This is a genomic window from Microbacterium sp. A94, from assembly GCF_051842855.1.
GTDB lineage: Bacteria > Actinomycetota > Actinomycetes > Actinomycetales > Microbacteriaceae > Microbacterium.
The window spans coordinates 221860-243849 of sequence record NZ_JBPXMU010000002.1 but is presented as its reverse complement, the minus strand read 5'-3'; the positions used below and the strand labels follow the sequence as shown (position 1 = coordinate 243849).

The following is a 21990-nucleotide window of genomic DNA, read 5'->3' as shown; positions in this document are numbered from 1 at the left end:
GCTGGCGCGTCGGCGCGCCACCCGTTTCCTGTTCAACAAGCGCAAATGGCTGCATTCTCCTCTGAGATGCAGCCATTTGCGCTTGTTGAACGCGCGCTGCGTGGCCCGTACTTGACTTCTGAAATCGATTCCAGTTAACTGTCAATCGTTAACGGTACACAAAGAGGTGATGTCATGGTGTCAATCCGACCTACCCGCGCTCCCGCTCTCGGCGAGCAGCTCGCTGGCGTTCTGCGCGACCAGATCGTGCGTCGGCAGCTTGAGCCCGGGACTCATTTGGTTGAGGACTCGCTTGCCTCGCAATACGACGTCAGCCGAGGCCCCGTCCGCGATGCGCTCCGTCAACTCGAGTCGCAGGGGCTGGTCGAATCCCGTCGCCGCGGTTACTTCGTCGTCGGACTCAGCCAGAGTGACATCAACGACCTCTACGAGCTGCGCGAGTCGATCGAAGTGAGCGCAGTGACCCGCGCGGTGTCGCGCTCGTCCGAAGCGTATCTGCGGACCGGGCGCGCGATCGTGGATGAGATGGTCGCCTGTGCCGGACGCTCTGCCGCGGCCGACTTCGCCGACGCGGACATGCGCTTCCACGCCCTGCTCTATGAAATGAGCGGCAACCGCCGGCTCGTCGACGTCTGGGAGGCATACGAGCCCGTCTTCGCCAGCCTGATGCAGCTCACCGTCGAAGAGGATGTTGACCTGCATCCTTCCGCACATGATCATGGCCGACTCATCGACCTCATCGAAGAGGGCGATGTCGTGAAGATCCAAGCCGAGCTGCGTGAGCACCTTGACGGCGCACGTGCACGCATGGCGAGCGCCGTCGAAGCGCTGATCCCACTGGACGAGATGAAGGTGTCATGACGACTGTCGATATCGAGCGATCTGCAGACGTGATCGAGCAGAAGCCGGCCGCTGAGGTGCCGGCAGCGCGTCGGCGCTTCGTCGGGGTGGCGCAGTCGCGCACACTGCTCGTACTGGCCATCCCTGCACTGATCTTCTACGCCTTTGCCGTCCTCGTGCCCTCGGTGCGCGGTGCGGTTCTCGCATTCACAGACTGGGATGGGCTGTCCCAGAACTACGACTTCATCGGGTTTGACAACTTCGTCCGCATCTTCACGACGCAGAGCTCACTCGAAGCGCTGAAGATGACGCTGATCTTCGCGATCGCCGTGACGGTTCTTCAAAACGGCATCGGGCTTCTCCTCGCACTGGGCGTGAACAGCGGCCTGAAGTCGCAGAACTTCCTGCGTGTGCTTTTCTTTGCTCCGGTCGTGATCACGCCCGTCGTCGTCGCCTACCTGTGGAAGTTCCTGCTCACACCGAACGGTGCGGTCAACACGGTGCTGGGTGCCGTCGGCCTCGGGGACCTGGCGCCCAGCTGGCTGGGTGACCCTTTCTGGGCGGCAGCATCCGTCGTGATGATGATCGTTTGGCAGCACGCCGGATACTCGATGGTCATCTACATTGCGGGGCTGCAGTCGATCCCTCAGGAGATCAACGAAGCCGCAGCGGTCGACGGCGCCGGATCCTGGCGTCGGTTCTGGTCGGTCACGTGGCCCCTGCTCGCACCCGCTACGGCGATCAACATCATGCTCACGATCATCGGGGGGCTGAAGATGTTCACCGAGGTCTTCGTGCTCACCGCCGGAGGCCCTGGTGGCTCGACGGAGACGATGTCGACCTTGCTGTACAAATCCGCCTTCCAGTTCAACGAATTCGGCTACGGCATCGCACTGGCGCTCGTGCTCGCGGTCATCGTGGTGTTCTTCTCTGTCGGGCAGCAGCGCATGGCGCGGAAGGTAAACTGATGTTCCGTTACACGAAGGGCACGTTCGCCCGCGAGATCGTGATGCTCATCGCTGCGGTCGTCTTCATCTTCCCGGTGTACATTCTCGTCAACATGGCGTTGCGGCCGGCGAATGAGGCGACATCGCCGCTCGTGCCGTCCGCGCAACCGACATTCGCGAACTTCATCGAAGCGTGGAACCAGGCGGGTCTCGCGCAGGCGCTGCTGAACAGTGCGATAGTCACCATCACCAGCGTCGTGCTGATCGTCGCCATCTCTTCGATGGCCGCCTATCCTCTCGCGCGGGTGATGTCGAAGCTTTCGACCACACTGTTCTGGGTCGTACTCGTCGGCATGATGATCCCCTTTCAGGTCGCGCTCATCCCGCTTTACCAGACGATGCGAGACCTCGGCCTGCTCGGCTCGCTCGGCTCATTGATCCTGTTCTACACCGGCAGTCAGGTGCCGTTCTCGGTATTCCTGTACACGGGTTTCCTGCGCACACTCGAGCGCGACTACGAAGAGGCGGCAGCGCTGGACGGCGCGGGCACGTTCCGCACCTTCCTGAGTATCGTGTTCCCCCTGCTGCGGCCGATCACCGGCACCGTCATCATCCTCAATGCGATCACCGTCTGGAACGACTTCCTGGTGCCGCTGCTCTACCTCAGTGGCACGCCGCAGCAGACCGTCACCGTCGCGCTGTACGCGTTCGTTGGTCAATTCGTCTCCAACTGGCCAGTGGTCTTCGCCGGTCTGGTCATCAGCGTGGCGCCGGTGCTCCTGGTGTACTTCCTGATGCAGAAGCAGATCATCAAGGGCTTCGCTGGAGGGCTGAAGGGATGAGTCTCGAAGCTTACGCGCTGCGCGCCGACGGTCAACACGAGCCGCAGGGCATCATCTCAGCGCCCGCGTTCTCCTGGCGATTGCGCGCTGATCGCCGAGGCGCCCGACAGACAGCATTCCGCATCGTCGTCGCGCTTCGCCTTCCGACAGGCGTGGTGGCCACCGTCTGGGATTCCGGCCGGGTCGAGACCGATGTGACGGTGGGCGCACGCTACGCCGGTGCACCGCTGGCAACCTCGGCCGACTACGTATGGACGCTCGAAGTTGAGGATGAACACGGCGTCAGCATGCGCAGCAGCGCGACGTTCGCGACCGGCATCGTGCACCGCGACGAGTGGACTGCGGCATGGATCGGCCGCAACCCGGTCTTCCGGCACACCGCTCTGCCGCCGCAAGACACCGACATCAGCTTCACCGTCAACAAGTTGCAACCGGTACGCCGTTTCGTGCGCCACTTCGACCTGGATGAGGTGCCGACAGCGGCCAAAGTCCATGTCTCAGCGCAGGGTGCATACCGTTTGTACATCAACGGCAGCAAAGTCGGAACGGATGAACTCGCACCCGGGTGGACCGAGTACCGCGATCGCATCACCTACCAGTCGTGGGACGTCACCAAACACCTGCGCGCCGGTCGTAACAGCATTGCCGCGCTGCTCGGCGACGGATGGTACGTGGGCTTCATCGGTACCGATCGTCGCCATCAGGCGCAGCACTACGGCAAGCAGCCCGCGTTGCTGGCGCAGCTCATGCTGGACACCGGCGACGGCGGACGAGAGATTCTCGCCACAGGCGAGGGGTGGAAGGAAGACGCGTCCGACATCCTGTACGCCGACATGCTCATGGGGCAGTACGAGGACTCGCGTCGCGCCGAGCCCGACTGGCACCTTCCCGAGCACGACATCACCGATTGGTCGGATGCCGTGATCACCGATCGGTCTGTCGAACTGCTCACCCCTGAGGTGGACCCCGGCGTGCGGACGACTGTGCGCTTACCTGCCCTCGCGGTGGAACAGCGCGAACCCGGCCGCTTCATCGTGGACTTCGGCCAGAATCTCGTCGGACGGGTACGGCTCACCCTCCGCGACCAGCCGGCGGATCGTCGCATCCAGCTGAACCATGCCGAGGTCCTCGATCACGGTGAGCTGTACACCGCCAACCTGCGCACAGCAGAACCCGTCGACGTCTTCTGGACCAACGGTGACGCCGAGCAGGTTTTCGAACCGCGGTTCACACTGCACGGTTTTCGCTTTGCTGAGATTCAGGGCATAGCGGGAGAACTGCTCGCATCCGATATCGAAGCGATTGTTCTGCACAACGACGTCGACATGCTCGGCGAGTTTGCCTCGTCAGATTCATCGCTGGATCGGCTCTTCCAGAACATCGAATGGGGGCTTCGGGGCAACTTCGTCTCCATCCCGACCGACTGCCCGCAACGCGACGAGCGGCTAGGGTGGCTCGCTGACGCCCAGGTCTTCGCTCCGACCGCCCTCGCGCTCGCAGATCTCGGCCCGCTGCTGCGTCGTTGGATGCGCGATGTGCGCAGCGCGCAGAGTGCCGACGGCGCCTTCCCCGATATCGCCCCGCATCTCATCCACCTCCGTGAAGGCGCCCCCGCGTGGGGTGACGGCGGCGTGACGATCCCCTGGAGCGTCTATCGTGCAACCGGCGAGGACGCCGTGCTGGCCGAGGCGGCGGATTCGATGATCGCTTGGGTTCGCCACATCGAACGACACAACCCCGACTTGATCTGGCGCGCCCAGGTCGGCAACGACTACGGGGACTGGCTGCAGATCGGCGAAGAGACACGCAAGGATGTCCTCTCAACGGCCTACTTCGCGCACAGTGCGAATCTCACAGCGCGGTCACTGCGCGTGCTGGGCCGTGACGTGGAAGCGGCCGAGATCGAGGAGCTGCACGCGCGCATTGTCGACGTCTACCGATCGAACTTCATCGCAGCCGACGGCACGGTCGCCGGTGACACGCAGGGCGGACAACTGCTGACGCTTGCCTTCGGTCTGTTCGCCGGAGACGTCGAGCGCGATCGTATCGCTGTGAAACTCGTCGAAACCGTTGAACGGCGCGAGGTCTCACTGACGACAGGGTTTGTCACGGTCGGCCTGCTGTGCCCGGTGCTCGCTCAGATCGGTCGCGAAGATCTCGCCTTCCGGCTGCTGCACAATGATCAGTACCCGTCGTGGCTGTACTCGGTGAAGAACGGTGCCACCACGATCTGGGAACGCTGGGACGGCTGGACGCCCGAGCACGGATTCCAATCCGCGCGAATGAACAGCTTCAACCACTATTCGTTGGGATCGGTCGGAGAGTGGTTCCTCTCCGGCATTCTCGGCATCGGGCAGGAATCTGCATCCGCCGGGTACCGGGAGATCGAGCTCGCACCTCGATTCGATCCCTTCCTCGACCACGCGGAAGGCTCCCTTGAGACTCCCCGCGGTCGGGTCGTGAGCACCTGGCGGCGTGAGGATGACCAGATCCGTTGGTCGGTCGTTGTCCCGCCGGGCCCTGGTGCCACGGCGGTCGTGCCAACAGCATCCGAAATCACGGAAGGAGGCGAGAACGCGACGCACTCGCACGGCGTCACCCTGATGGATCGAGATCAGCGGGGCACCCATCTTCGGCTGGAATCCGGAGCCTATGAATTCCGTTTCCCGGCCGGGCGCACCCTCTGACAACCCTTTACCACCTGTATCGGGGGCTCCCGCCCCCTTCCTGCATTGGAGTTTACTCACCATGAAATTGCGTTACATAGCCGTCGCAACCGGTGTCGCTGTCGCGGGCTTGAGCCTGTCAGCATGCTCGGCGTCGGAGCCGACATCGCCCACCGAGCCGACCGACGCACTCACCATCGCTACGACCTCGAACAACCAGGGTCCGATGGAAGCGGTTGTTGAGGCATACAAGGAGAAGACCGGCCTCGACATCAACCTGACTGTCGCCGACACCTCTCAGTTCCAGACCACCATCCGCACTCAGCTCAGCAGCGGGACAGCACCCGATGTCTTCACCGTTTGGGCCGGCGGCGGCAACCCGGGTGCGATCGACGTGCTCCAGGAGGCCGGCTACCTCGCGGATCTCTCGGACCGGGACTGGGTGAGTGACGTTGACCCTGGCACGGCTGAAACGTTGCAAATCGACGGCAAGACGTACGGGCTGCCCTCCAAGCTCGACGCGGTCGGCACGATCTACAACAAGGCCACTCTCGATGAGCTGGGGTTGGAGATTCCGATGACCTACAGCGAGCTGCTCAGCTACTGCGGCGACGTGGCATCCGCCGGCAAGGTCGCTTTCGCACTCGGCATCCAGACCGACTGGGTTACTCAGCTGGTGCCCTACGCGCTCGTCGCGGCCACCGTGTACGCGGATGATCCCGACTTTGACGGGCAGCTCACCGACGGCTCCGCGACGTTCGCGGGATCGGGCTGGGGCGATGCGTTCGACAAGTATCTCGAGATGGACGAAGCCGGATGCTTCAACGCGGACCCGCTGGGCACCGACGTCACAGCGTCGTACGAGCTGGTCAACTCGGGCGAAGCCGTCGGCGTCGTCCAGGTGCTGGCTTCGTACCCGCAGATCGCCTCGACAGCTGCGGAGGGCACCGAGTTCGGCTTCTTCCCGCTGCCCGGTGACGACTCCGGTGAGCCTTCGATCGCCCGCGGAATCGGTGTGAGCTTCGCCGTGAACGAGGGTGCGAAGAACAAGGTGAATGGACTCGACTTCGTCGACTGGCTCGCAACGCCCGAGGCAACGAGCATCTGGTTCGACGCTGCTCCTGGAATCCCCGCGCTGGTCACCACAGAGGTCGAGCTCGACGACGTCATGCAGACCGCAGCTGACGTCATCGCCGCCGGTCGCACGGCGCCGATGCCCGATCAGGGCTGGCCGAATGCCAAGGCGCAGTCTGCTCTGTTCATCGGCTCGCAGCAGCTGTTCTCCGGCCAGGCCGGTTCGGACGATGTTCTGCGTTCGATGGATGAGGCCTTCGCCGGCTAATCCATCTGGCTTCGGGGCGGATGCGATCGCCTCCGCCCCGAAGTGCCCACCGTCATCACTTCTGAAAGACAGCACACGCATGCCTACGCACGACATCATCACCGCCATTCCGCTCGCCTTCGACGAGCACGGTGCCCTCGACCTGGCAGGCAGCCGGACGATCCTCGAGTACGTTGCCGATTCCACAGTTCAGGGGGCTCTCGTCCTCGGAACCACCGGCGAGTTCCCGGCACTTTCGATCGAGGAGCGCAACCTCATCGCTCGGCTCTCCGTCGAGGTGCTCCAGGGCATGCGAGTCATCGTGCACGTCGGGGCGGCCAGCCGTTTCGAGGTCTCGCAGCTCATCCTGGGAGCGCGCGAGGCCGGTGCGACCGAGATCGCGGTCCTCACGCCGTACTATCTTCCGGCGCCGCCCGAGGATGTCTTCGACTTCTTCAGCGAGGTCGTCGCCGAAGCCGCGGGACTCGATGTTTACATCTACATGTTCGAAGCGCGCACTGGTATCCCGGTCGATGAGGAGCTCATCGTCCGACTTGCGGGGCTGTCGGGTGTGGTCGGGGTGAAGGTGAGCGGAGAATCTCTCGAGCTCATCTCGTCGTTCCGGAAGCGGCTCCCCGAAGGATTCCGGATCTACACCGGATCGGACGGTGACTTCGCCCGTGCAGGTTTGGCAGGGGCTGATGGAGTGATCTCCGGCGTTGCATCTGCGTTCGCACGTCCCTTCGTGGCGATGCGGGAAGCGCTCATCGCCGGGGATGAAGAACGTGTGGCGCAGTTGCAGGTCGATATCGATGAAGTCGTCGAATCGGTACAGGGATCGCCCGCGCGTATGCGGGCGGTCCACCGGTTCGCGGGGCATCCGGTCGGCGGTCGGCGGATGCCGATTCCTGAGCCCGATGCCGCGACGCTGGCGCGTCTTGAGCGCGCGGTCCAGTCGCACCACTGAAAATCGTGGCGCCCAAACACTGGGAGCCCAGGAAATGGAGATTGCAATGTTGCCCTCACCCACCCCGTCGAGGAAGCGGCGGCTGACTGCAGCTGCGGTGCTCGGCGTCGTCGGACTGATCGCCGGACTGACATCTGCTCCGGCCTACGCCAACGTCGATGACGCACCCATTCGGGTAGCGGACGGTCTCATCGACCTCGCCGACACGAACACGCTGGGCCTACCGCAGTCTGAAGGTGCGGAAACCATCACGATCTTCGCGCCCGGTGATGATGACCTGAAGTTCAACCACGGCGTCGTGCTGATGCCATTCAAGGGCAAGCTCTACGCTCAGTGGCAGACGTCTGAGTGGGACGAGGACACTCCGGACACGGTCGTTACGTACAGCGTCAGCTCTGACGGCGACGACTGGAGCGCGCCGGTGCATATGACTCAGCCCCGTGAAGACGGATACACCTCGAACGGCGGGTGGTGGACGGATGGTGAGACGCTGATCGCCTATCTCAACGTCTGGCCGGCATCGACGAGCCCGCGCGGCGGCTATGCCGAGTACATCTCCAGCACTGACGGAGTGAACTGGACAGAGCCCCAGCGGGTGACCGGAGCTGACGGACAGCCAATCAACGGAATCATCGAGCAGGACGTCAAGGCGCTGCCAGGCGGACGAATTCTCACCGCGTTCCACGTGCAGCCCGGGCTGCACGTCAAGCCGTTCTACACGGATGACCCGCTGGGGGTCACCGGCTGGACCCAGGGTGAGTTCGAGAATCAGCCGAACACCGATGACATGTCTCGCGAGCTCGAGCCGAGCTGGTTCCAGCAGCCGGATGGCTCAGTTGTCATGGTCTTCCGGGACCAGGGCAACACCTTCTACAAGCTCGCTGCAATTAGTGAGGACGAGGGTGAGACCTGGAGCGAGTCCGTGCTGACGAACATCCCAGACAGCCGCACCAAGCAGAGTGCAGGAAACCTGCCGGACGGGACCTCCTACCTCGTCGGAAACCCCACTGGAAACAATCAGCGCATTCCGCTTTCGATCCTGCTGAGCGCGGATGGCGAGACGTTCGACACTGGGTATACGCTTCGGGATGCTGATGACCTGCAGCCGCGTCGATATCAGGGAGTCGTCAATCGGAAGCCGAGCTACAGCTATCCGAAGAGCATCGTCTGGGATGACCACCTGTACATGTCGTACGGCACGAACAAGGAGGACGCGCAGCTCACACGCGTTCCGGTTTCCGAGATTTCGCTGCGCGACGTCCCCGGCGAGATCACGACCCTGCGTGCCATCGGTCAGAATCGCTCGCTCTCGGCGATCTGGACGCCTCCGGCCCAGCAGGGGGATGCTGCTATCACGGGCTATGTCATTACCGCTGAGGCCACGTCGGGACGAACCGCGACGGTCGAAGCTGACGCCGACGACACCCGCGCCACACTCACTGAACTGCACCCGGGGCGTTACCGCATCACGGTGACAGCAGTCAACCAGTACGGCGCAGGGGAGGAGTCCGACTACTCCGCTTGGGTCAATGTGAATGGGCGGCGTTGATCGAGCGTAAGTAGCGCTCTACGAATGGGCCGTCTTCCTTGGGAAGGCGGCCCATTTATGTTCGAGTTTTCGGAATGACGCATCACGTCGAGAACACGCAAACCGTCCTTCCCGAGCCACGGGATGGACGGTTTGTGCGTTCTGGAATCAGACGAACCGGACCCAGTTCGCACCGCGGCCGGTCTCAGCCTGCTGGAGAAGTTCGAGGTCGTCGCCGTGGACGGCGTAGAGCGAGACGGTGGTGGATTGCTCGCCGGTGGCCACGAGATACCTGCCATCGGGGCTGACGGCGAATCCGCGCGGCTGGGGCTCGGTCACAGTGAAGCGCTCCGGAGCTGAAACGGATCCGTCGTCGGACACCGTCACCGCGCCCAGCGTGCTTTCCGTGCGCTCCGTCGCCCACAGGTGGCTGTCTCCGGCAAAGTGGATGTCGGCACCCCAGATGTAGTGGTTCGCCACCGGGTCGGCGCCGAACACGCTGTGCCCGAGGTTCTTCGTCGTGTCGTAGGCGGTGCTCGCGCCGTGAAGCTCGAGCTGGCCACTCTGCACGTCACGCGTGAAGTGGAGTACCTCGCCGGAGAACTCGGTGAGCACGTACACGGCATCTTGCGCGTCGTTCAGCACGAGATGCCGCGGTCCGCTGCCGTCCGGAGCCGCCACCGTCTCCGGCGTGAGAGGCACAAGCCGGGCATCGTCGGCCACCGCGTACTGCGCGACGACGTCGGCGCCCAGCGACACGAAGTACGCGAAGCGGCCGTCTGCGCTCGGCAGCACCGAATGCAGATTCGGGAACTCCACCTTCGATACCGGATCGCCCACGGCGCCGTCCGCGATCGAGCAGCTGATGCCGTAGCCACCGCCGTAAGACGCGCCGAGCAGGCCGGTGCCGTTGCGCGTGAGCGCAAGGTAGTTCATGCCTCCGTTGGGGAGGTCGAGCCGCGACTGCGGTGTGAGCTGTCCGCTCGCACGGTCGAGGGACAGCGTCAGGATGCCAGCGGGTTCACCTTTTACCCCGGCATAGACGAGGTCGCGGGCAGCGTCGACCGCGAAGGTCGAGCATCCGATGATCCCCTCGGTGACGGCCAGGCGTTCGAGTCGTTCGTCAGCGAGCTGGAAGGTGCTGATGGAGTTGTCGCCCGCATTGGCGACCAGGACGAGCGCGGAGTCGGTCATACCTTGATCGTAGGGCGCGTCGGCCTCAGCGGGTGCAGAATGACGGGGCAGCAATCGGTTTCAAGAATGACGCTCAGCGCGCGTTGCCAGGCGATACTGTTCACACACGAAGAGTGATGGAACACCTTGGGAGGTGCTCGTGTCCACGATCTACGACGTCGCGAAGCTCGCGCAGGTCTCGCCGGCGACGGTGTCGCGCGTGTTCAACGGCACGAGCGTCTCGGCCCAGAAGGTCGAGGCGGTGCGTGCCGCCGCGAAGCAGCTGAAGTTCACGCCGAATCGCACAGCGCGTTCCCTGCGCCGACAGAGCTCCGAAGTAATCGGTTTGGTAATTCCGGACATCGAGAACCCGTACTTCACCGAGATGGCGCGCGGAGTCGAAGATGTCGCCTCCGAGGCGGGATACTCCGTCGTGCTCTGCAACTCCGACTCGGTGCTCGAGAAGGAAGCGACCTACCTCGGCATCGCGATCGCAGAACACATGTCGGGAGTGATCATCGCGACAGCATCCGATGAATCAAGCCTCGACACGATTTTGGCCACCGGGCGACCTGTTGTCGCCGTCGACCGCGACACCGGGTACGAGATCGACAGTGTCGTGATGGCCAACCGGGCAGCAGGAGCAAGCGCCACGCAGGACCTCATCGATGCGGGCTACGAACGCATCGCCTACATCGGCGGCCCGCAAGAGATCGATACCGCCGCAGAGCGCGCCGACGGATGGCGCGATGCCCGGACCAAGGCGGGGCGCCGGGCTGACGATGACCTCATGCGGTTCGCAACCTTCCGCGTCGATGGTGGACGGGCTGCGATGGAAGAACTGCTCGCGCTTCCCGAACCGCCCGATGCCGTCGTCGCGGGCAACAACCTCATCGGAGTCGGCGCGATTCAGGTGCTCACCGAGCACGGGCTCACACCGCCGAGAGTCGGCGTCGCTGTCATCGGATCGCTGCCGTTCACCACGCTCTCGCCAACCGCGGTCACGGTGGTGCGCCTCCCCGCGCGGCACATGGGCGTGACCGCCGCCCGGATGCTGCTGGAGCGGATCTCCGGTGACACGCAGCCCGCGCGCACCGTTGTGCTGCGCAATGAACTCCAGGCTGCCAGCGCGACGCGCTAGCCCGCCGCGCCCGCACCACACACCGCATCGCACACCGCACCCGGCCCCCGCATCCCAACTGCTCCGGTCGCATTTGGTGCTGCTCTGAATGCGGAATAGCGACATCAAATGCGACCGGAGCGAGGGGCAGCGACGCCATTGCGAGCTGAAATCGATTTCAGGTAGACTCGCCACACGCGCGATCACACACCCGATCGCACACGCGATCAAGCACACGCGATCACACACCGCGATCAAGGAGGACACATGCGCTGCACGCTCGGCGTCGATGTCGGCACGTCCAGCACCAAGGGCGTGCTCGCAGCCGAAGACGGCGCGATCCTTGCAACGGTCACCCGCGCACACGATGTGAGTCGTCCACACACCGGTTGGGTGGAGATGGACGCGCGCATCTGGTGGGACGAGTTCGTCGACATCGCCGGTGAACTGATCACGACCCTTCAGCAGGCCCAGGGCCCGGAGGCCGTCGAGATCACCGCGGTCGGAGTCAGCGGCATGGGACCCTGCGTGCTGCTCACCGATGAGGCCGATGAGCCGGTGCGCCCCGCGATCCTGTACGGCGTCGACACGCGCTCCGGCGCCCAGATCACGCGCATGACCGAGGAACTTGGCATCGACGAGATCACCCGCATCGGCGGCTCGACGCTCACCTCCCAGGCGGGCGGAGCGAAGATCGCCTGGGTCGCCGACGAGGAACCGGATGCTTTCGCCAGGGCGGCTCGCCTGTTCATGCCGGCATCGTTCCTCGCTCGAAAACTCACCGGCGCCTATGTGCTCGATCACCAGTCCGCGAGCCAGACCTCACCGCTCTACGACATCGAGAACGAGACCTGGTACGAGCCGTGGTGGCAGCAGTACGCCAGCACGATCGAGCCGCCTCGGCTCACCTGGGCGGGTGAGATCGCCGGCACTGTCACCAGCGAAGCGGCTGAAGCAACCGGCATCCCGGCCGGCACTCCCGTCATCACGGGCACCATCGACGCGTGGACAGAAGCGGTCAGCGTCGGCGCACACGGGGTCGGCGACCTCATGCTGATGTACGGCACGACGATGTTCCTCGTGGCGACCGGCGAGCAGACGCTGCGTACCCCCTCGATGTGGACGACCGCCGGAGCCTTCCCCGGCACGCGCAACCTCGCCGGCGGCATGTCGACGTCGGGCGCCCTGACCGCCTGGCTGAAGGACCTCACGGGTTCCGACTACCCGGAGCTGCTTGCCGAGGCGGAGGCATCCGGTCCCGGCGCCAACGGCCTGCTCATGCTGCCGTACTTTGCGGGTGAGCGCACGCCGATTCAAGATCCGGATGCCCGCGGCATCATCGCGGGCCTCACACTGCAGCACAACCGCGGCGACCTGTACCGCGCAGCTCTCGAGGCGACAGCCCTGGGAGTTCGCCACAACGTCGAGACCATGCGCGCGGCCGGTGCGGATATCCGCCGAATCGTCGCCGTCGGCGGAGGAACGCAGGGCCAACTCTGGCTGCAGGTCGTCTCCGACGTCACCGGGCTGGTGCAAGAGGTCCCCGCCACCACGATCGGCGCAAGCTACGGGGCGGCGTTCCTGGCAGCATCCGCCATCGCCGGCGAAAACCACGCGGACAAACCGGTCATCACCGACTGGAACCCGGTCACGCAGACAATCACACCGAATCCCGACCTTCGCGACTTCTACGACACCCTGTTCGACCGTTATGTGCGGCTGTACGAGGGCTCGAAGGACGTCATCCACGAACTGGCCGTCGACCAACGCGACGCCTGAACCGCCACCACCAATGGAGAGCAGCATGAGCTACACCCTTCCCGCGCCGGCTACGCGTCCGGCATCCGTCCCGAAGACCGCGTACCTGATCACCTCTGGCGATCTGCGCGAGGCCGCCAACGTCGGTGGCTGGCCGACCCAGGTTGCGCTCGAAGCCGGCGTCACCGGCGTCTTCAACGAGCTCGGCTGGAACGTCATCCGCGCCTTCGATGTCGACCCCGCCACCGGCCACGGTTTCATCTCCAGCCAGCGCATGGGCCTTGAGGTCTTCAAGAACATCCCGGCGGATGCCCCGCTGATCGTCGCCATCGCCAACTGGCAGTACTCGCACCACGTGCTCGCGGGCCTCCGCACCCACGAGGGTCCGATCCTCACCGTCGCGAACTTTGCCGGCGACTGGCCCGGACTCGTCGGCCTGCTCGGCCTGAACGCGGGCCTGACGAAGATGGACAAGCCGTACTCGTCGACCTGGTCAGTCGACTTCACCGACGACTGGTTCACGGCCACCCTCAGGGAGTGGACCGAGACCGGAACGATCACGCACGACTACTCGCACGTCCGCGCTCTTCCCGCGCTGCCGGACAGCCCGGAGAAGGAGCTCGGCCAGGCGCTTGCCGCGCAGCTGCGCGACGAGAAGGCCATCATCGGCGTCTTCGACGAGGGCTGCATGGGCATGTACAACGCCATCTTCGATGACGAGATGCTCAACCACACCGGCATCTACAAGGAGCGCCTGTCGCAGTCGGCCCTGTACGCCGAGATGCTCAACGTCGCTGAGGAAGAGGCGGATGCCGCCTTCGACTGGCTCGTCGAACGGGGGATGACGTTCCACTTCGGTGAGGATGGTGCCACCGAGCTCACCCGCGAGCAGGTGCAGTGGCAGATGAAGATGTACATCGCTGCTCTGCGCATCTCCGATGACTTCGGATTGGATGCTGTCGGCATCCAGTACCAGCAGGGGTTGAAGGACCTCGTTCCGGCATCCGACCTTGCCGAGGGCATCCTGAACTCCACTGAGCGCCCGCCGGTCACCTCGCGTGATGGCAAGCGTGTGCTGCACGAGGGTCGCGCGTTCCCGCACTTCAACGAGGCGGATGAGGGTGTCGCGGTCGACGCTCTGGTCACCGACCGTGTCTGGCGCGCGATGGGTCTCGTGCCCGACAACACGCTGCACGACGTGCGCTGGGGCGAGGACTACAACGGCGAGTTCGTCTGGGCGTACGAGATCTCCGGTTCCGTGCCGGCATCGCACCTCGGCGGCTGGGACAAGGCCGAGGGCTGGCGCCAGGGCCATGTCTTCTTCCCCGCCGGCGGTGCCACGCTCAACGGCGTCTCCAAGCCCGGCGAGATCGTGCTGTCACGCGTGTTCATCGCTGACGGCATTCTGCAGGCGGACATCTTCCGTGCATCCGTCGTCGAATTGCCGGAAGAGGAGACTCAGCGCCGCAAGGCTGCGACGAACGAGGAATGGCCGCTCGCGCACGTCGTGCTGCACGGCGTCTCGCGCGACCAGTTCATGGCCCGCCACAAGGCAAACCACGCGCAGCTCGTCTACGCACCGGATGCTGAGACCGCTGACCGCGCCCTGATCGCGAAGGCAGCGATGTTCGACGGCATGGGCATCAAGGTCAACCTGATCGGCGACGTCAAGATCTGACCGGTTGCTGGGAGGACTCCCGCGCGAGAATTGCTTTCCCGCATGAGACAGGGCGTAGTACGGCCTGTCTCATGCGGGAAACTGTTTTTCGTGGATGCTGCGCCCGGGCTGCGCCGCGTGAGCAGGTAGTCTTGCGACCGATGAGAGTCACGCGTCGCGAGCTGCTGATTGGCGCCGGAGCCGGCGCCCTCAGTGTGCTGCTTGCATCCTGCACCCCGACGCCGTCGCCCACCCCGACGCCGACGCGTTCGCCGATTCCGCTGCCGGTTACGAGCGTTCCCGCTCCCGCGGCGCTGATCCGCAGCCGCTGGGGAACCGATCCGTTCTCGCGCGGCGCTGCCAGCTTCACCCGCATCGGCGTGCAGCAGGCGACGCGTGACACATTGGCGGCGCCCGTGGACGGGCGGCTGTTCTTTGCCGGCGAGGCGACGGACACCCAGAACCCCGGCACGCTCCTGGGGGCGATCCACTCCGGTGAAAGTGCCGCCATGCGCGTCCGCGCGACAGCGGCACCGGGCGAGCGGATCGCGGTAATCGGTGCGGGACTTGCCGGTGCCGCCGTCGCCGCGAAACTCGCCGATGCTGACATCGAGGTCACCGTTTTCGAAGCACGCGACCGTGTCGGGGGACGGGCGCACTCAGACCTCCACGATGACTGGCCGCTGCCGGTCCAGCTCGGCGGCTGGCTACTGCCCGCCGCGCCCGCCACCGCAGACGGCACAGGCACAGACAACGGTGACGGTGCAGACAGCGCCGACGCCATCGGCAACGCCGCAGCCACGACCTTCGCGGATCTGAAAACAGTGGATCTGGCATCCTCGCTCTGGCGCTCGCCGGATCAGGACACCGAGCACATCGGAAACGCCGCACTGGAGACGGCGATCGCTGCCGCGCAGTCGCTGCCAGCAGATGTCTCGCTCACCGAGGCGCTCGCAGAAACCGGCGCCGAGCCTGATCAGCCGGAACTCGCGGCGCTGTTGGCATACCTGACCACGACCTCGGGTGCGGATGCCGATACGGTGTCCAGCTGGTTCCCGCCGGCTCTTCCGGCCCCGGCACGAACCGGCATTCTCGGAGACCTCGGAGAGTACGTCAAACAGCAGTTGGAGGGGGCGCAGCTGACACTCGCCTCGCCGGTGACCCGCATCGCCTACGACGATGCGGGCGTCAGCCTGCGACTCGGCACCGGCGAGTCCACCTCGTTCGATCGCGTCGTGATCACCGTGCCGCTGGGCGTGCTGCAGCGCGAGGGTATCGAGTTCGCACCGGCACTGCCGTTCCCGCATCGCGGCGCAATCAATGCCCTCGGCATGGGGCACATTGAAACCGTGTGGCTACGTTACGACGAGTCGTTCTGGGACACCGAGGCGACGCTCTGGCACGCGGTCGACTCAGACCAGCTCGTGCGCACCTGGATCAACCTGCTCCCGGCTACCGGGGAGAACGTGCTGGTCGGAATCGTCGGCGGCACGGCAGCGGAGAAATTCGCTGAGCTGGAAGATGAACCCGCAGCCCTTGCGGTGCTCACATCGCTCGAGCTCTTTGCACCTTCCGCCGCGCCGGAGTGATTCTGCTGATCACGGCCAGGATCATCGCGATGAGCGCGAAGATCGCCAATGCGATGCCACTGGTGATCAGGAACTCGTCGATGCCTCTGACCTGGCGCAGGTCCAGGAAGTAGTACGGGTACCAGCCGATCCTGGGGCCGCGCCACATCGTCACGCCGCCCCAGACCAGGGGAAATGCCAGGCTGCCCGGAATGATCCACCATGGCACGGAACGGTGACCGGGAGTCAGCGTCCACGCGATCGCGGTAAACGCGGGCAACCAGAAATGAAGTACCTGATCTGACCAGGGAACGTCCACCCGGATGCCACGGAGCCCTGCCTGCCAGACGATCAGGGCGAAGGCAAGACCCGCAGTGATCGTCCAGGTCAGTACCAGCGAGAGCGCGATGCTGAACCAGCGCGGATCCTCGTCGCGTCGGAACGCCAGGACGCCGCCGACCACGAGCAGCACAACCAGCGCGCAGTTCGACTCAACGGTGAGGTAGGCGAAGAAGTTGCGACCGGCGATGGTCTGCGAGCTCAGCCCCCAGAACAGTCGGTGCACGAGCGCGATCAGGCACACGGCTGCTGTGACAAAACGAAGCACGCCGAACGTGAATCGTGCCCTCACTGTCGCCAGCCTCCACATCGACGCGATCGTACGCCGTCCGGCGATTCTACTTAAATGCCCAGGATGGCACGGGCGATGACGAAGTAGATCACCAGTCCCGTGGCATCCACGAAGGTCGTGATGAACGGGTTCGAGAACACCGCGGGGTCGACGCGGATCATTCGCGCGACCAGGGGCATAACCCCGCCGATCGTCGCCGCCACGGTGCACACGGCGAGCAGTGTGCAGCCGATCACGAGGCCGATATGCCAGTCGTAGACCAGCGCCGTGATCGCGAATCCCAGCAAGCCCAGCAGAATTCCGAGCGATACTCCGACGCGCAGCTCACGGGTCAGCACGCGCAGTAGATCGCGCGGTCGCACCTCGCCCAGAGCGAGAGCGCGAGTCACGGTGGTCGCTGCTTGGTTCCCGGTGTTGCCGCCGGTGCCGATCAGCAGTGGCACGAACAGCGCCAGCACCGTCATCTGCTCCAGTGTCGCCTCGAACACCGACAGCACCTGCACGGTGAGCGTGGCCCCGATGGCGAGCACGAACAGCCACACGATGCGCGAGCGCACGATCTTGCGGATCGGCGTCGACAGGTACGGACGGCCGAGCGGCTCGACGCCACCCTGACGCGCAGCATCCTCATTCTCTTCACGCTTGAGAATGCGAACGGCATCATCGATCGTGAGGATGCCGACCAACCGGTTCTCGCTGTCCACGACGGGAACCGCCAGCAGCCCGAGGTCCGTGCACTCGCGGGCGGCGATCTCGGCGTCCGTTTCGGCCAGCGTGGTGCGAGCGTCGCGCATTAGAGCGTCGATCGTCGCGTCATCATTCGCCGCGAGCAGATCGCGCAGGCTCACCACGCCGATGACCCGTCGGGCGTGGTCGGTGACGGGGAGCGTATAAATGGTCTCGGCATCATCGAGTCGCGCGCGCAGCCGTGTCATCGTCTCGCCGACGGTCAGATCTGGGTGCGTCGTGACGTACTCGGGGCTCATCCGACGGCCGATCGAGTTCTGCGGATAGCCAAGAACAGCAGCCGTGAGCTCGCGCTCGCGGACGGGCAGCCCACGCAGCAGGCGGGGCGCGACGGATGCCGGAAGCTCCTCCAGCAGCCAGACGCGGTCGTCCGGGTCCATCTCGGCGAACAGTGTCGCGACCTCGGCGTCCTGCAGGCCGTGCACGAGCTCGCCCTGCAGTTCGGGCTCCAGTGCCTCGAAGACCTCGAGCGCCCGCTGCTTCGACAGCAGCCGGTAGACGATGGCGCACTGGCGCGGATTCAGCCGATCGAGGATCTGCACCAGCTGATAGATGGAAGCCGGCGTGAGGGCAGCGGATGCTGCGGCGAGATCGCGTTGGGAAAGCGCCTGTTCGATTGTGTCGATCAGGTCGGTGATCTCGACGGTGGGGACGGGGATGCGCTCCGTGTTCATATGCGTGCTTCCTGGGCAGGCCGACGAGCGCGAACGAATACGCGAACGATCGATCATCGGCTCGGATGGACAGGTCGAAGCCGGGCGCCGCAAGAGGAGTCTGAGTTGTATGGGGCGACGCGACTAGGCGGGGTCCGGATGGTGAGGGCGACTATCACCGCTCATGGCGTCACCACCCCGCTTTCCGTCTCTCAGCGATCCTGCGCGAACTGTCGCGCAACGCACCCGTCAATCTAGCTCATGTCACGTGGACGGGGTCTGAATGCAAAGCGCCCTGCCGGGGCAGCTCAGGCCGGATCGATCCGCAGCACGTCGGGTGTCTCGCCGCCGGCCAGATCGTCAGCGATGCGGATGCTTCGGGCCAGATCATCGAGCGCGGGAATCAGGGCGCCGAAGCGTTCGCGATCACTGCAGATCGCGTTCAGAGTCACGAGATGTGTGCCGGTGTCCCAGCTGTAGCTCGCGAAAGGAGAACTGGCCGGGTCTGACGGAGTGGCGATGACCAGTTTCTCGCCGACACCCAGCGGTGTGGCAAACGACTCGGTGTCGTCGTACTCGATCGGCCGGGTCGCACGGGCGATGCGCACCTGTGGGGTGAGCTCCTGCACCGTGGCCAGTGCGACGACGAGATCGGGCTCCGCCTTCCACGTCCACGCGAGGACGCGGCCGTCGAAGCGGCGCATCATCATCGGGGCCGCCTGGCTCATCATCCACGCGCCGACGCGCGAGCCCTGCTTCTCGCCGCGACCGAGCGCCTGGTTAGCCTGGCCCAGCAGCATCCGCAACGCCGCCTTGCGGTGACGACGGCCACGAAAGCCGAGCGAATCGGTCACGGGGATCCAACGACTCAGGTCTGCGGAAGCTGTCAGGCGCATCCTGTCACGGTACCGGGGTCAACTGCAGGAGTGCCGGGAGCGGCTGGGTGCCTGCCGGGAGGGCAGCCAGCCAGGAGTACGGCTGGCCTGATCAGTGCGCGCGGGCCCCTCCGGTAGAGTTGCCTGCGCCCCGATCCGGGCCTCCCACACTGTAAGGCTCCCATCCGTGACCTCCTCCGACACTCCGCTGAAGATCCTTATCGGTGGCGATACCTTCTCGCCCGACATCAACGGTGCTGCCCGCTTTGCCGAACGCCTGGCCGCCGGGCTCGTGCAGCGCGGTCACGACGTGCACGTTGTCGCGCCGAACCGGAAGTACCGTCGCGCTGCCCCCGCTACCGAGGTCATCGAGGGCGAGCCGATGACCCTGCACCGGCTGCCATCGGTGCGCTGGGCTCCGCACGACTGGCTGCGGTTTGTGTGGCCGTGGCGCTCCAAGCACTATGCCCGCAAGGTGCTCGACGCGGTTCAGCCGGATATCGTGCACATCCAGTCGCACATCATCATCGGACGTGGTCTGGCACGCGTCGCCGCCGAGCGTGGCATCCCCGTCATCGCCACCAATCACGTGATGGCCGAAAACATCCTCGATCACAGCACGTTCCCGAAGTTCATCGACGAGATCGTGTTGAAGTTCGCCTGGGCTGATGCCAAGCGCACTTTCGACCTCACTCGCGCCATCACCACGCCGACCCGTCGTGCGGCCGACTTCCTGGAGCGAACCGTCGGGGTCGAGGGCGTCATCCCGGTCAGCTGCGGAATCGATCGCACTCAGTACACCCCGGTCATCGCCCCGCGCGAGAAGAATCGCATCATCTTCGTCGGGCGACTGACGGCTGAGAAGCAGGTCGAGGTCATCCTCGAGGCGATGACAAAGCTCGACCCGGCACTGGGAACAACATTCGACATCGTCGGCGGCGGTGACCAGCGCAAGAACCTTGAGCGGCTTACGGCTGAGCTCGGGCTGTCTGACCTCGTCACCTTCCATGGGCGCACGACCGATGAGCAGCTGCGCGCGCTCCTGTCGCGGGCGAGCCTGTTCGTGATCGCATCCATCGCCGAATTGCAGTCGATCGCAACCATGGAGGCGATGGCGTCGGCGTTGCCGATCGTCGCGGCGGATGCTGTGGCGCTGCCGCACCTGGTCGACAACGGCGGCAACGGCTACCTGTTCGAGCCGGGCAACGCCGACGAGCTTGCCGCGCGTCTGACCGATGTGCTCACCGCCGAACCGGAAGAGTACGCGCGGATGCAGCAGGCATCACTCGACGGTGTGCTCGTGCACGACATCAACCGCACCCTCGACACCTTCGAGGCGCTCTACCGCGACGAACCGCTCCCGGAGTAAGCGATGCACATCGCGCTGTTCGCGGATCAGCACCTGGCATCTCTCGGCGGAGCGCAGGTGTCGATGAGGTTGCAGAAGCAGTACCTCGAGCGCGCAGGACACACCGTCACGGCGGTCGCGCCGAAGATGCACGCGGCCAGTTACTTCGGCGGCGATGACGCGCTGATCGATCTGCCCTCTCTGCCGATCACGCTGGACCGCGAGTACTCCATGTCGTGGCCGGGCCGGCGCACCGACCGCTTTATCGACCGTGCTTTCACCCGGCGCCCTCCGGTCGACATTGTGCACGTGCAAGCAGACTTCTGGGGGGCGTTCATCGGCCACCGCTTCGCACATCGCCACGGCATCCCGGTCGTGCACACGATGCATAATCGCGTCGATGTCGGCATGGCCGCGGTCACCCCGCTGCACCGCCAGGTGCTCGCGGTGCTGAACCTCTGGCGTCGCTGGTCGATGCGTGGAATCGGCTCTGCCGTCGGCGGCAGCGATGGCTGGGCGTTTTTGCGAGGGATCGCACAGGGATCGGCCGCGGTGACGGCGCCATCCGGGCATTTCGCGCGCCGGCTCGAGCAGTACGGGGTGTTCCCGAGCGTCGACGTCGTCTGGAACGGCATCGATGATGCTCTGCTCGCCGAGGTGCTTGGTGCTGAGGTGCTTGGTGCTGGGGTGCTTGGTGATGGGTCGCTCGGTGATGGGTCGCTCGGTGATGGGTCGTCATTTGCTGCGCGAGACGCCACGTCCGAAGTGCTGATTCGTGGCGGAAGTGCCGATTCAGCCGCGCACCGCCCGCGGTTCGTCTGGCTCGGACGGATGAGCCCTGAAAAGCGCCTGCTTCCGTTCCTGGAAGCGGTTGTCTCTTCCCAGGTGGATGCTGACATCGAGGTGATCGGCGGCGGTGGGCAGTTGCGTGCCGCCGAGAAGATCGCTCGCGGGCACGACAGCGTCCGTTTTGCGGGGCGGCTGTCCTATGCCGAGACTCTCGCGCGAATCGCCGCGGCGGATGCTGTCGTGCAGACGTCCATCGGGTTCGAGACGCAGGGGATGACCCCGTTCGAAGCCGCAGCACTCGGAACGCCCACGGTCATCAGTGACCCCGATATCGCGGGCGAGCTGCGGGGCGGTCTGTGGCAGGTGCCCGGCCCCAGCGTCACCGAGCTTGCAGCGACGCTGCAGCGCGCAGCATCCGATATCGCAGCCGGAACCGCCCCGAAGCCCGATCCTGAGGTTGCCGCGGCGTTCCGCCAGTCATCGCGCACCGCCGCGATGATCGAGGTCTACGAGCGCGTGCTTGGTGCGGACTGGGCTGTGTGAACCTTCCCGCCGCGCGC

General features: G+C 65.0%; 17 protein-coding genes. 13 read left to right on the top strand and 4 right to left on the bottom strand.

What is annotated here, in order from left to right:
- Window positions 1-174 precede the first annotated feature (174 nt).
- The 7 genes from ACSU1L_RS07050 to ACSU1L_RS07020 all read left to right on the top strand — a co-directional run bounded on the left by ACSU1L_RS07050 (window position 175) and on the right by ACSU1L_RS07020 (window position 9132).
- Window positions 175-861, top strand: a complete 687-nt coding sequence (locus tag ACSU1L_RS07050; RefSeq protein ID WP_439255234.1) for a GntR family transcriptional regulator — start codon at window positions 175-177, stop codon at window positions 859-861.
- Complete coding sequence (locus tag ACSU1L_RS07045; protein WP_438253918.1) at window positions 858-1808, top strand: carbohydrate ABC transporter permease; 951 nt, start codon at window positions 858-860, stop codon at window positions 1806-1808. Before ACSU1L_RS07050 ends, ACSU1L_RS07045 begins: the two co-directional genes overlap by 4 nt.
- Window positions 1808-2629: a carbohydrate ABC transporter permease gene (locus ACSU1L_RS07040; RefSeq protein WP_438253919.1), complete on the top strand. Its 822-nt coding sequence runs from the start codon at window positions 1808-1810 to the stop codon at window positions 2627-2629. Before ACSU1L_RS07045 ends, ACSU1L_RS07040 begins: the two co-directional genes overlap by 1 nt.
- Complete coding sequence (locus tag ACSU1L_RS07035; protein ID WP_439255233.1) at window positions 2626-5316, top strand: family 78 glycoside hydrolase catalytic domain; 2691 nt, start codon at window positions 2626-2628, stop codon at window positions 5314-5316. Before ACSU1L_RS07040 ends, ACSU1L_RS07035 begins: the two co-directional genes overlap by 4 nt.
- Before the next feature lie 61 nt (window positions 5317-5377).
- Window positions 5378-6637 (top strand): ABC transporter substrate-binding protein, encoded by a 1260-nt coding sequence (locus tag ACSU1L_RS07030; RefSeq protein ID WP_439255232.1) that lies wholly within the window; start codon window positions 5378-5380, stop codon window positions 6635-6637.
- Window positions 6638-6716: 79 nt separating this feature from the next.
- Complete coding sequence (locus tag ACSU1L_RS07025) at window positions 6717-7583, top strand: dihydrodipicolinate synthase family protein (protein WP_438253922.1); 867 nt, start codon at window positions 6717-6719, stop codon at window positions 7581-7583.
- A gap of 46 nt (window positions 7584-7629) precedes the next feature.
- Complete coding sequence (locus tag ACSU1L_RS07020; protein ID WP_438253923.1) at window positions 7630-9132, top strand: exo-alpha-sialidase; 1503 nt, start codon at window positions 7630-7632, stop codon at window positions 9130-9132.
- 147 nt (window positions 9133-9279) lie between these two features.
- Here the strand turns inward: ACSU1L_RS07020 and ACSU1L_RS07015 are convergent, their stop codons facing one another.
- Entirely contained in the window at window positions 9280-10305 is a 1026-nt protein-coding gene (locus ACSU1L_RS07015; protein ID WP_438253924.1) for a lactonase family protein, read from the bottom strand.
- Between the two features lie 139 nt (window positions 10306-10444).
- On the opposite strand from ACSU1L_RS07015, the gene ACSU1L_RS07010 reads away from it, so the two are divergent.
- The 4 genes from ACSU1L_RS07010 to ACSU1L_RS06995 all read left to right on the top strand — a co-directional run bounded on the left by ACSU1L_RS07010 (window position 10445) and on the right by ACSU1L_RS06995 (window position 16408).
- Complete coding sequence (locus tag ACSU1L_RS07010) at window positions 10445-11425, top strand: LacI family DNA-binding transcriptional regulator (RefSeq protein ID WP_439255231.1); 981 nt, start codon at window positions 10445-10447, stop codon at window positions 11423-11425.
- Between the two features lie 246 nt (window positions 11426-11671).
- Window positions 11672-13183, top strand: coding sequence for an FGGY-family carbohydrate kinase (locus tag ACSU1L_RS07005; protein ID WP_439255230.1), 1512 nt, complete (start codon window positions 11672-11674; stop codon window positions 13181-13183).
- Between the two features lie 25 nt (window positions 13184-13208).
- On the top strand, window positions 13209-14840 hold the full coding sequence (locus ACSU1L_RS07000; protein WP_439255229.1) for a fucose isomerase: 1632 nt from the start codon (window positions 13209-13211) through the stop codon (window positions 14838-14840).
- Window positions 14841-14980: 140 nt separating this feature from the next.
- A complete protein-coding gene (locus tag ACSU1L_RS06995; RefSeq protein WP_439255228.1) occupies window positions 14981-16408 on the top strand; it encodes an FAD-dependent oxidoreductase in 1428 nt (475 codons plus the stop codon).
- On the opposite strand, the gene ACSU1L_RS06990 is transcribed toward ACSU1L_RS06995, so the two are convergent.
- From ACSU1L_RS06990 to ACSU1L_RS06980, 3 genes are all read right to left on the bottom strand, one after another.
- Window positions 16365-17018: a Pr6Pr family membrane protein gene (locus ACSU1L_RS06990; RefSeq protein WP_439255227.1), complete on the bottom strand. Its 654-nt coding sequence runs from the start codon at window positions 17016-17018 to the stop codon at window positions 16365-16367. The genes ACSU1L_RS06995 and ACSU1L_RS06990 overlap by 44 nt on opposite strands.
- Window positions 17019-17068: 50 nt before the next feature.
- The gene (gene mgtE / locus ACSU1L_RS06985) at window positions 17069-18439 is read right to left on the bottom strand and encodes a magnesium transporter (RefSeq protein ID WP_438253930.1); all 1371 of its coding nucleotides are present in this window, start codon (window positions 18437-18439) and stop codon (window positions 17069-17071) included.
- Window positions 18440-18726: 287 nt separating this feature from the next.
- Window positions 18727-19314: a hypothetical protein gene (locus ACSU1L_RS06980; protein WP_439255226.1), complete on the bottom strand. Its 588-nt coding sequence runs from the start codon at window positions 19312-19314 to the stop codon at window positions 18727-18729.
- 166 nt (window positions 19315-19480) lie between these two features.
- On the opposite strand from ACSU1L_RS06980, the gene ACSU1L_RS06975 reads away from it, so the two are divergent.
- Window positions 19481-20662 (top strand): glycosyltransferase, encoded by a 1182-nt coding sequence (locus tag ACSU1L_RS06975; RefSeq protein ID WP_439255225.1) that lies wholly within the window; start codon window positions 19481-19483, stop codon window positions 20660-20662.
- Window positions 20663-20665: 3 nt separating this feature from the next.
- A complete protein-coding gene (locus ACSU1L_RS06970) occupies window positions 20666-21973 on the top strand; it encodes a glycosyltransferase family 4 protein (RefSeq protein ID WP_439255224.1) in 1308 nt (435 codons plus the stop codon).
- The last annotated feature ends 17 nt before the right edge of the window (window positions 21974-21990 follow it).

Excerpts from the sequence above, each read along its gene's own strand:
- ACSU1L_RS07050 (WP_439255234.1), top strand. The coding sequence starts at position 175 with ATGGTGTCAATCCGACCTACCCGCGCTCCCGCTCTCGGCGAGCAGCTC.
- ACSU1L_RS07045 (WP_438253918.1), top strand. The coding sequence starts at position 858 with ATGACGACTGTCGATATCGAGCGATCTGCAGACGTGATCGAGCAGAAG.
- ACSU1L_RS07040 (WP_438253919.1), top strand. The coding sequence starts at position 1,808 with ATGTTCCGTTACACGAAGGGCACGTTCGCCCGCGAGATCGTGATGCTC.
- ACSU1L_RS07035 (WP_439255233.1), top strand. The coding sequence starts at position 2,626 with ATGAGTCTCGAAGCTTACGCGCTGCGCGCCGACGGTCAACACGAGCCG.
- ACSU1L_RS07030 (WP_439255232.1), top strand. The coding sequence starts at position 5,378 with ATGAAATTGCGTTACATAGCCGTCGCAACCGGTGTCGCTGTCGCGGGC.
- ACSU1L_RS07025 (WP_438253922.1), top strand. The coding sequence starts at position 6,717 with ATGCCTACGCACGACATCATCACCGCCATTCCGCTCGCCTTCGACGAG.
- ACSU1L_RS07020 (WP_438253923.1), top strand. The coding sequence starts at position 7,630 with ATGTTGCCCTCACCCACCCCGTCGAGGAAGCGGCGGCTGACTGCAGCT.
- ACSU1L_RS07015 (WP_438253924.1), bottom strand. The coding sequence starts at position 10,305 with ATGACCGACTCCGCGCTCGTCCTGGTCGCCAATGCGGGCGACAACTCC.
- ACSU1L_RS07005 (WP_439255230.1), top strand. The coding sequence starts at position 11,672 with ATGCGCTGCACGCTCGGCGTCGATGTCGGCACGTCCAGCACCAAGGGC.
- ACSU1L_RS07000 (WP_439255229.1), top strand. The coding sequence starts at position 13,209 with ATGAGCTACACCCTTCCCGCGCCGGCTACGCGTCCGGCATCCGTCCCG.
- ACSU1L_RS06995 (WP_439255228.1), top strand. The coding sequence starts at position 14,981 with ATGAGAGTCACGCGTCGCGAGCTGCTGATTGGCGCCGGAGCCGGCGCC.
- mgtE (WP_438253930.1), bottom strand. The coding sequence starts at position 18,439 with ATGAACACGGAGCGCATCCCCGTCCCCACCGTCGAGATCACCGACCTG.
- ACSU1L_RS06980 (WP_439255226.1), bottom strand. The coding sequence starts at position 19,314 with ATGCGCCTGACAGCTTCCGCAGACCTGAGTCGTTGGATCCCCGTGACC.
- ACSU1L_RS06970 (WP_439255224.1), top strand. The coding sequence starts at position 20,666 with ATGCACATCGCGCTGTTCGCGGATCAGCACCTGGCATCTCTCGGCGGA.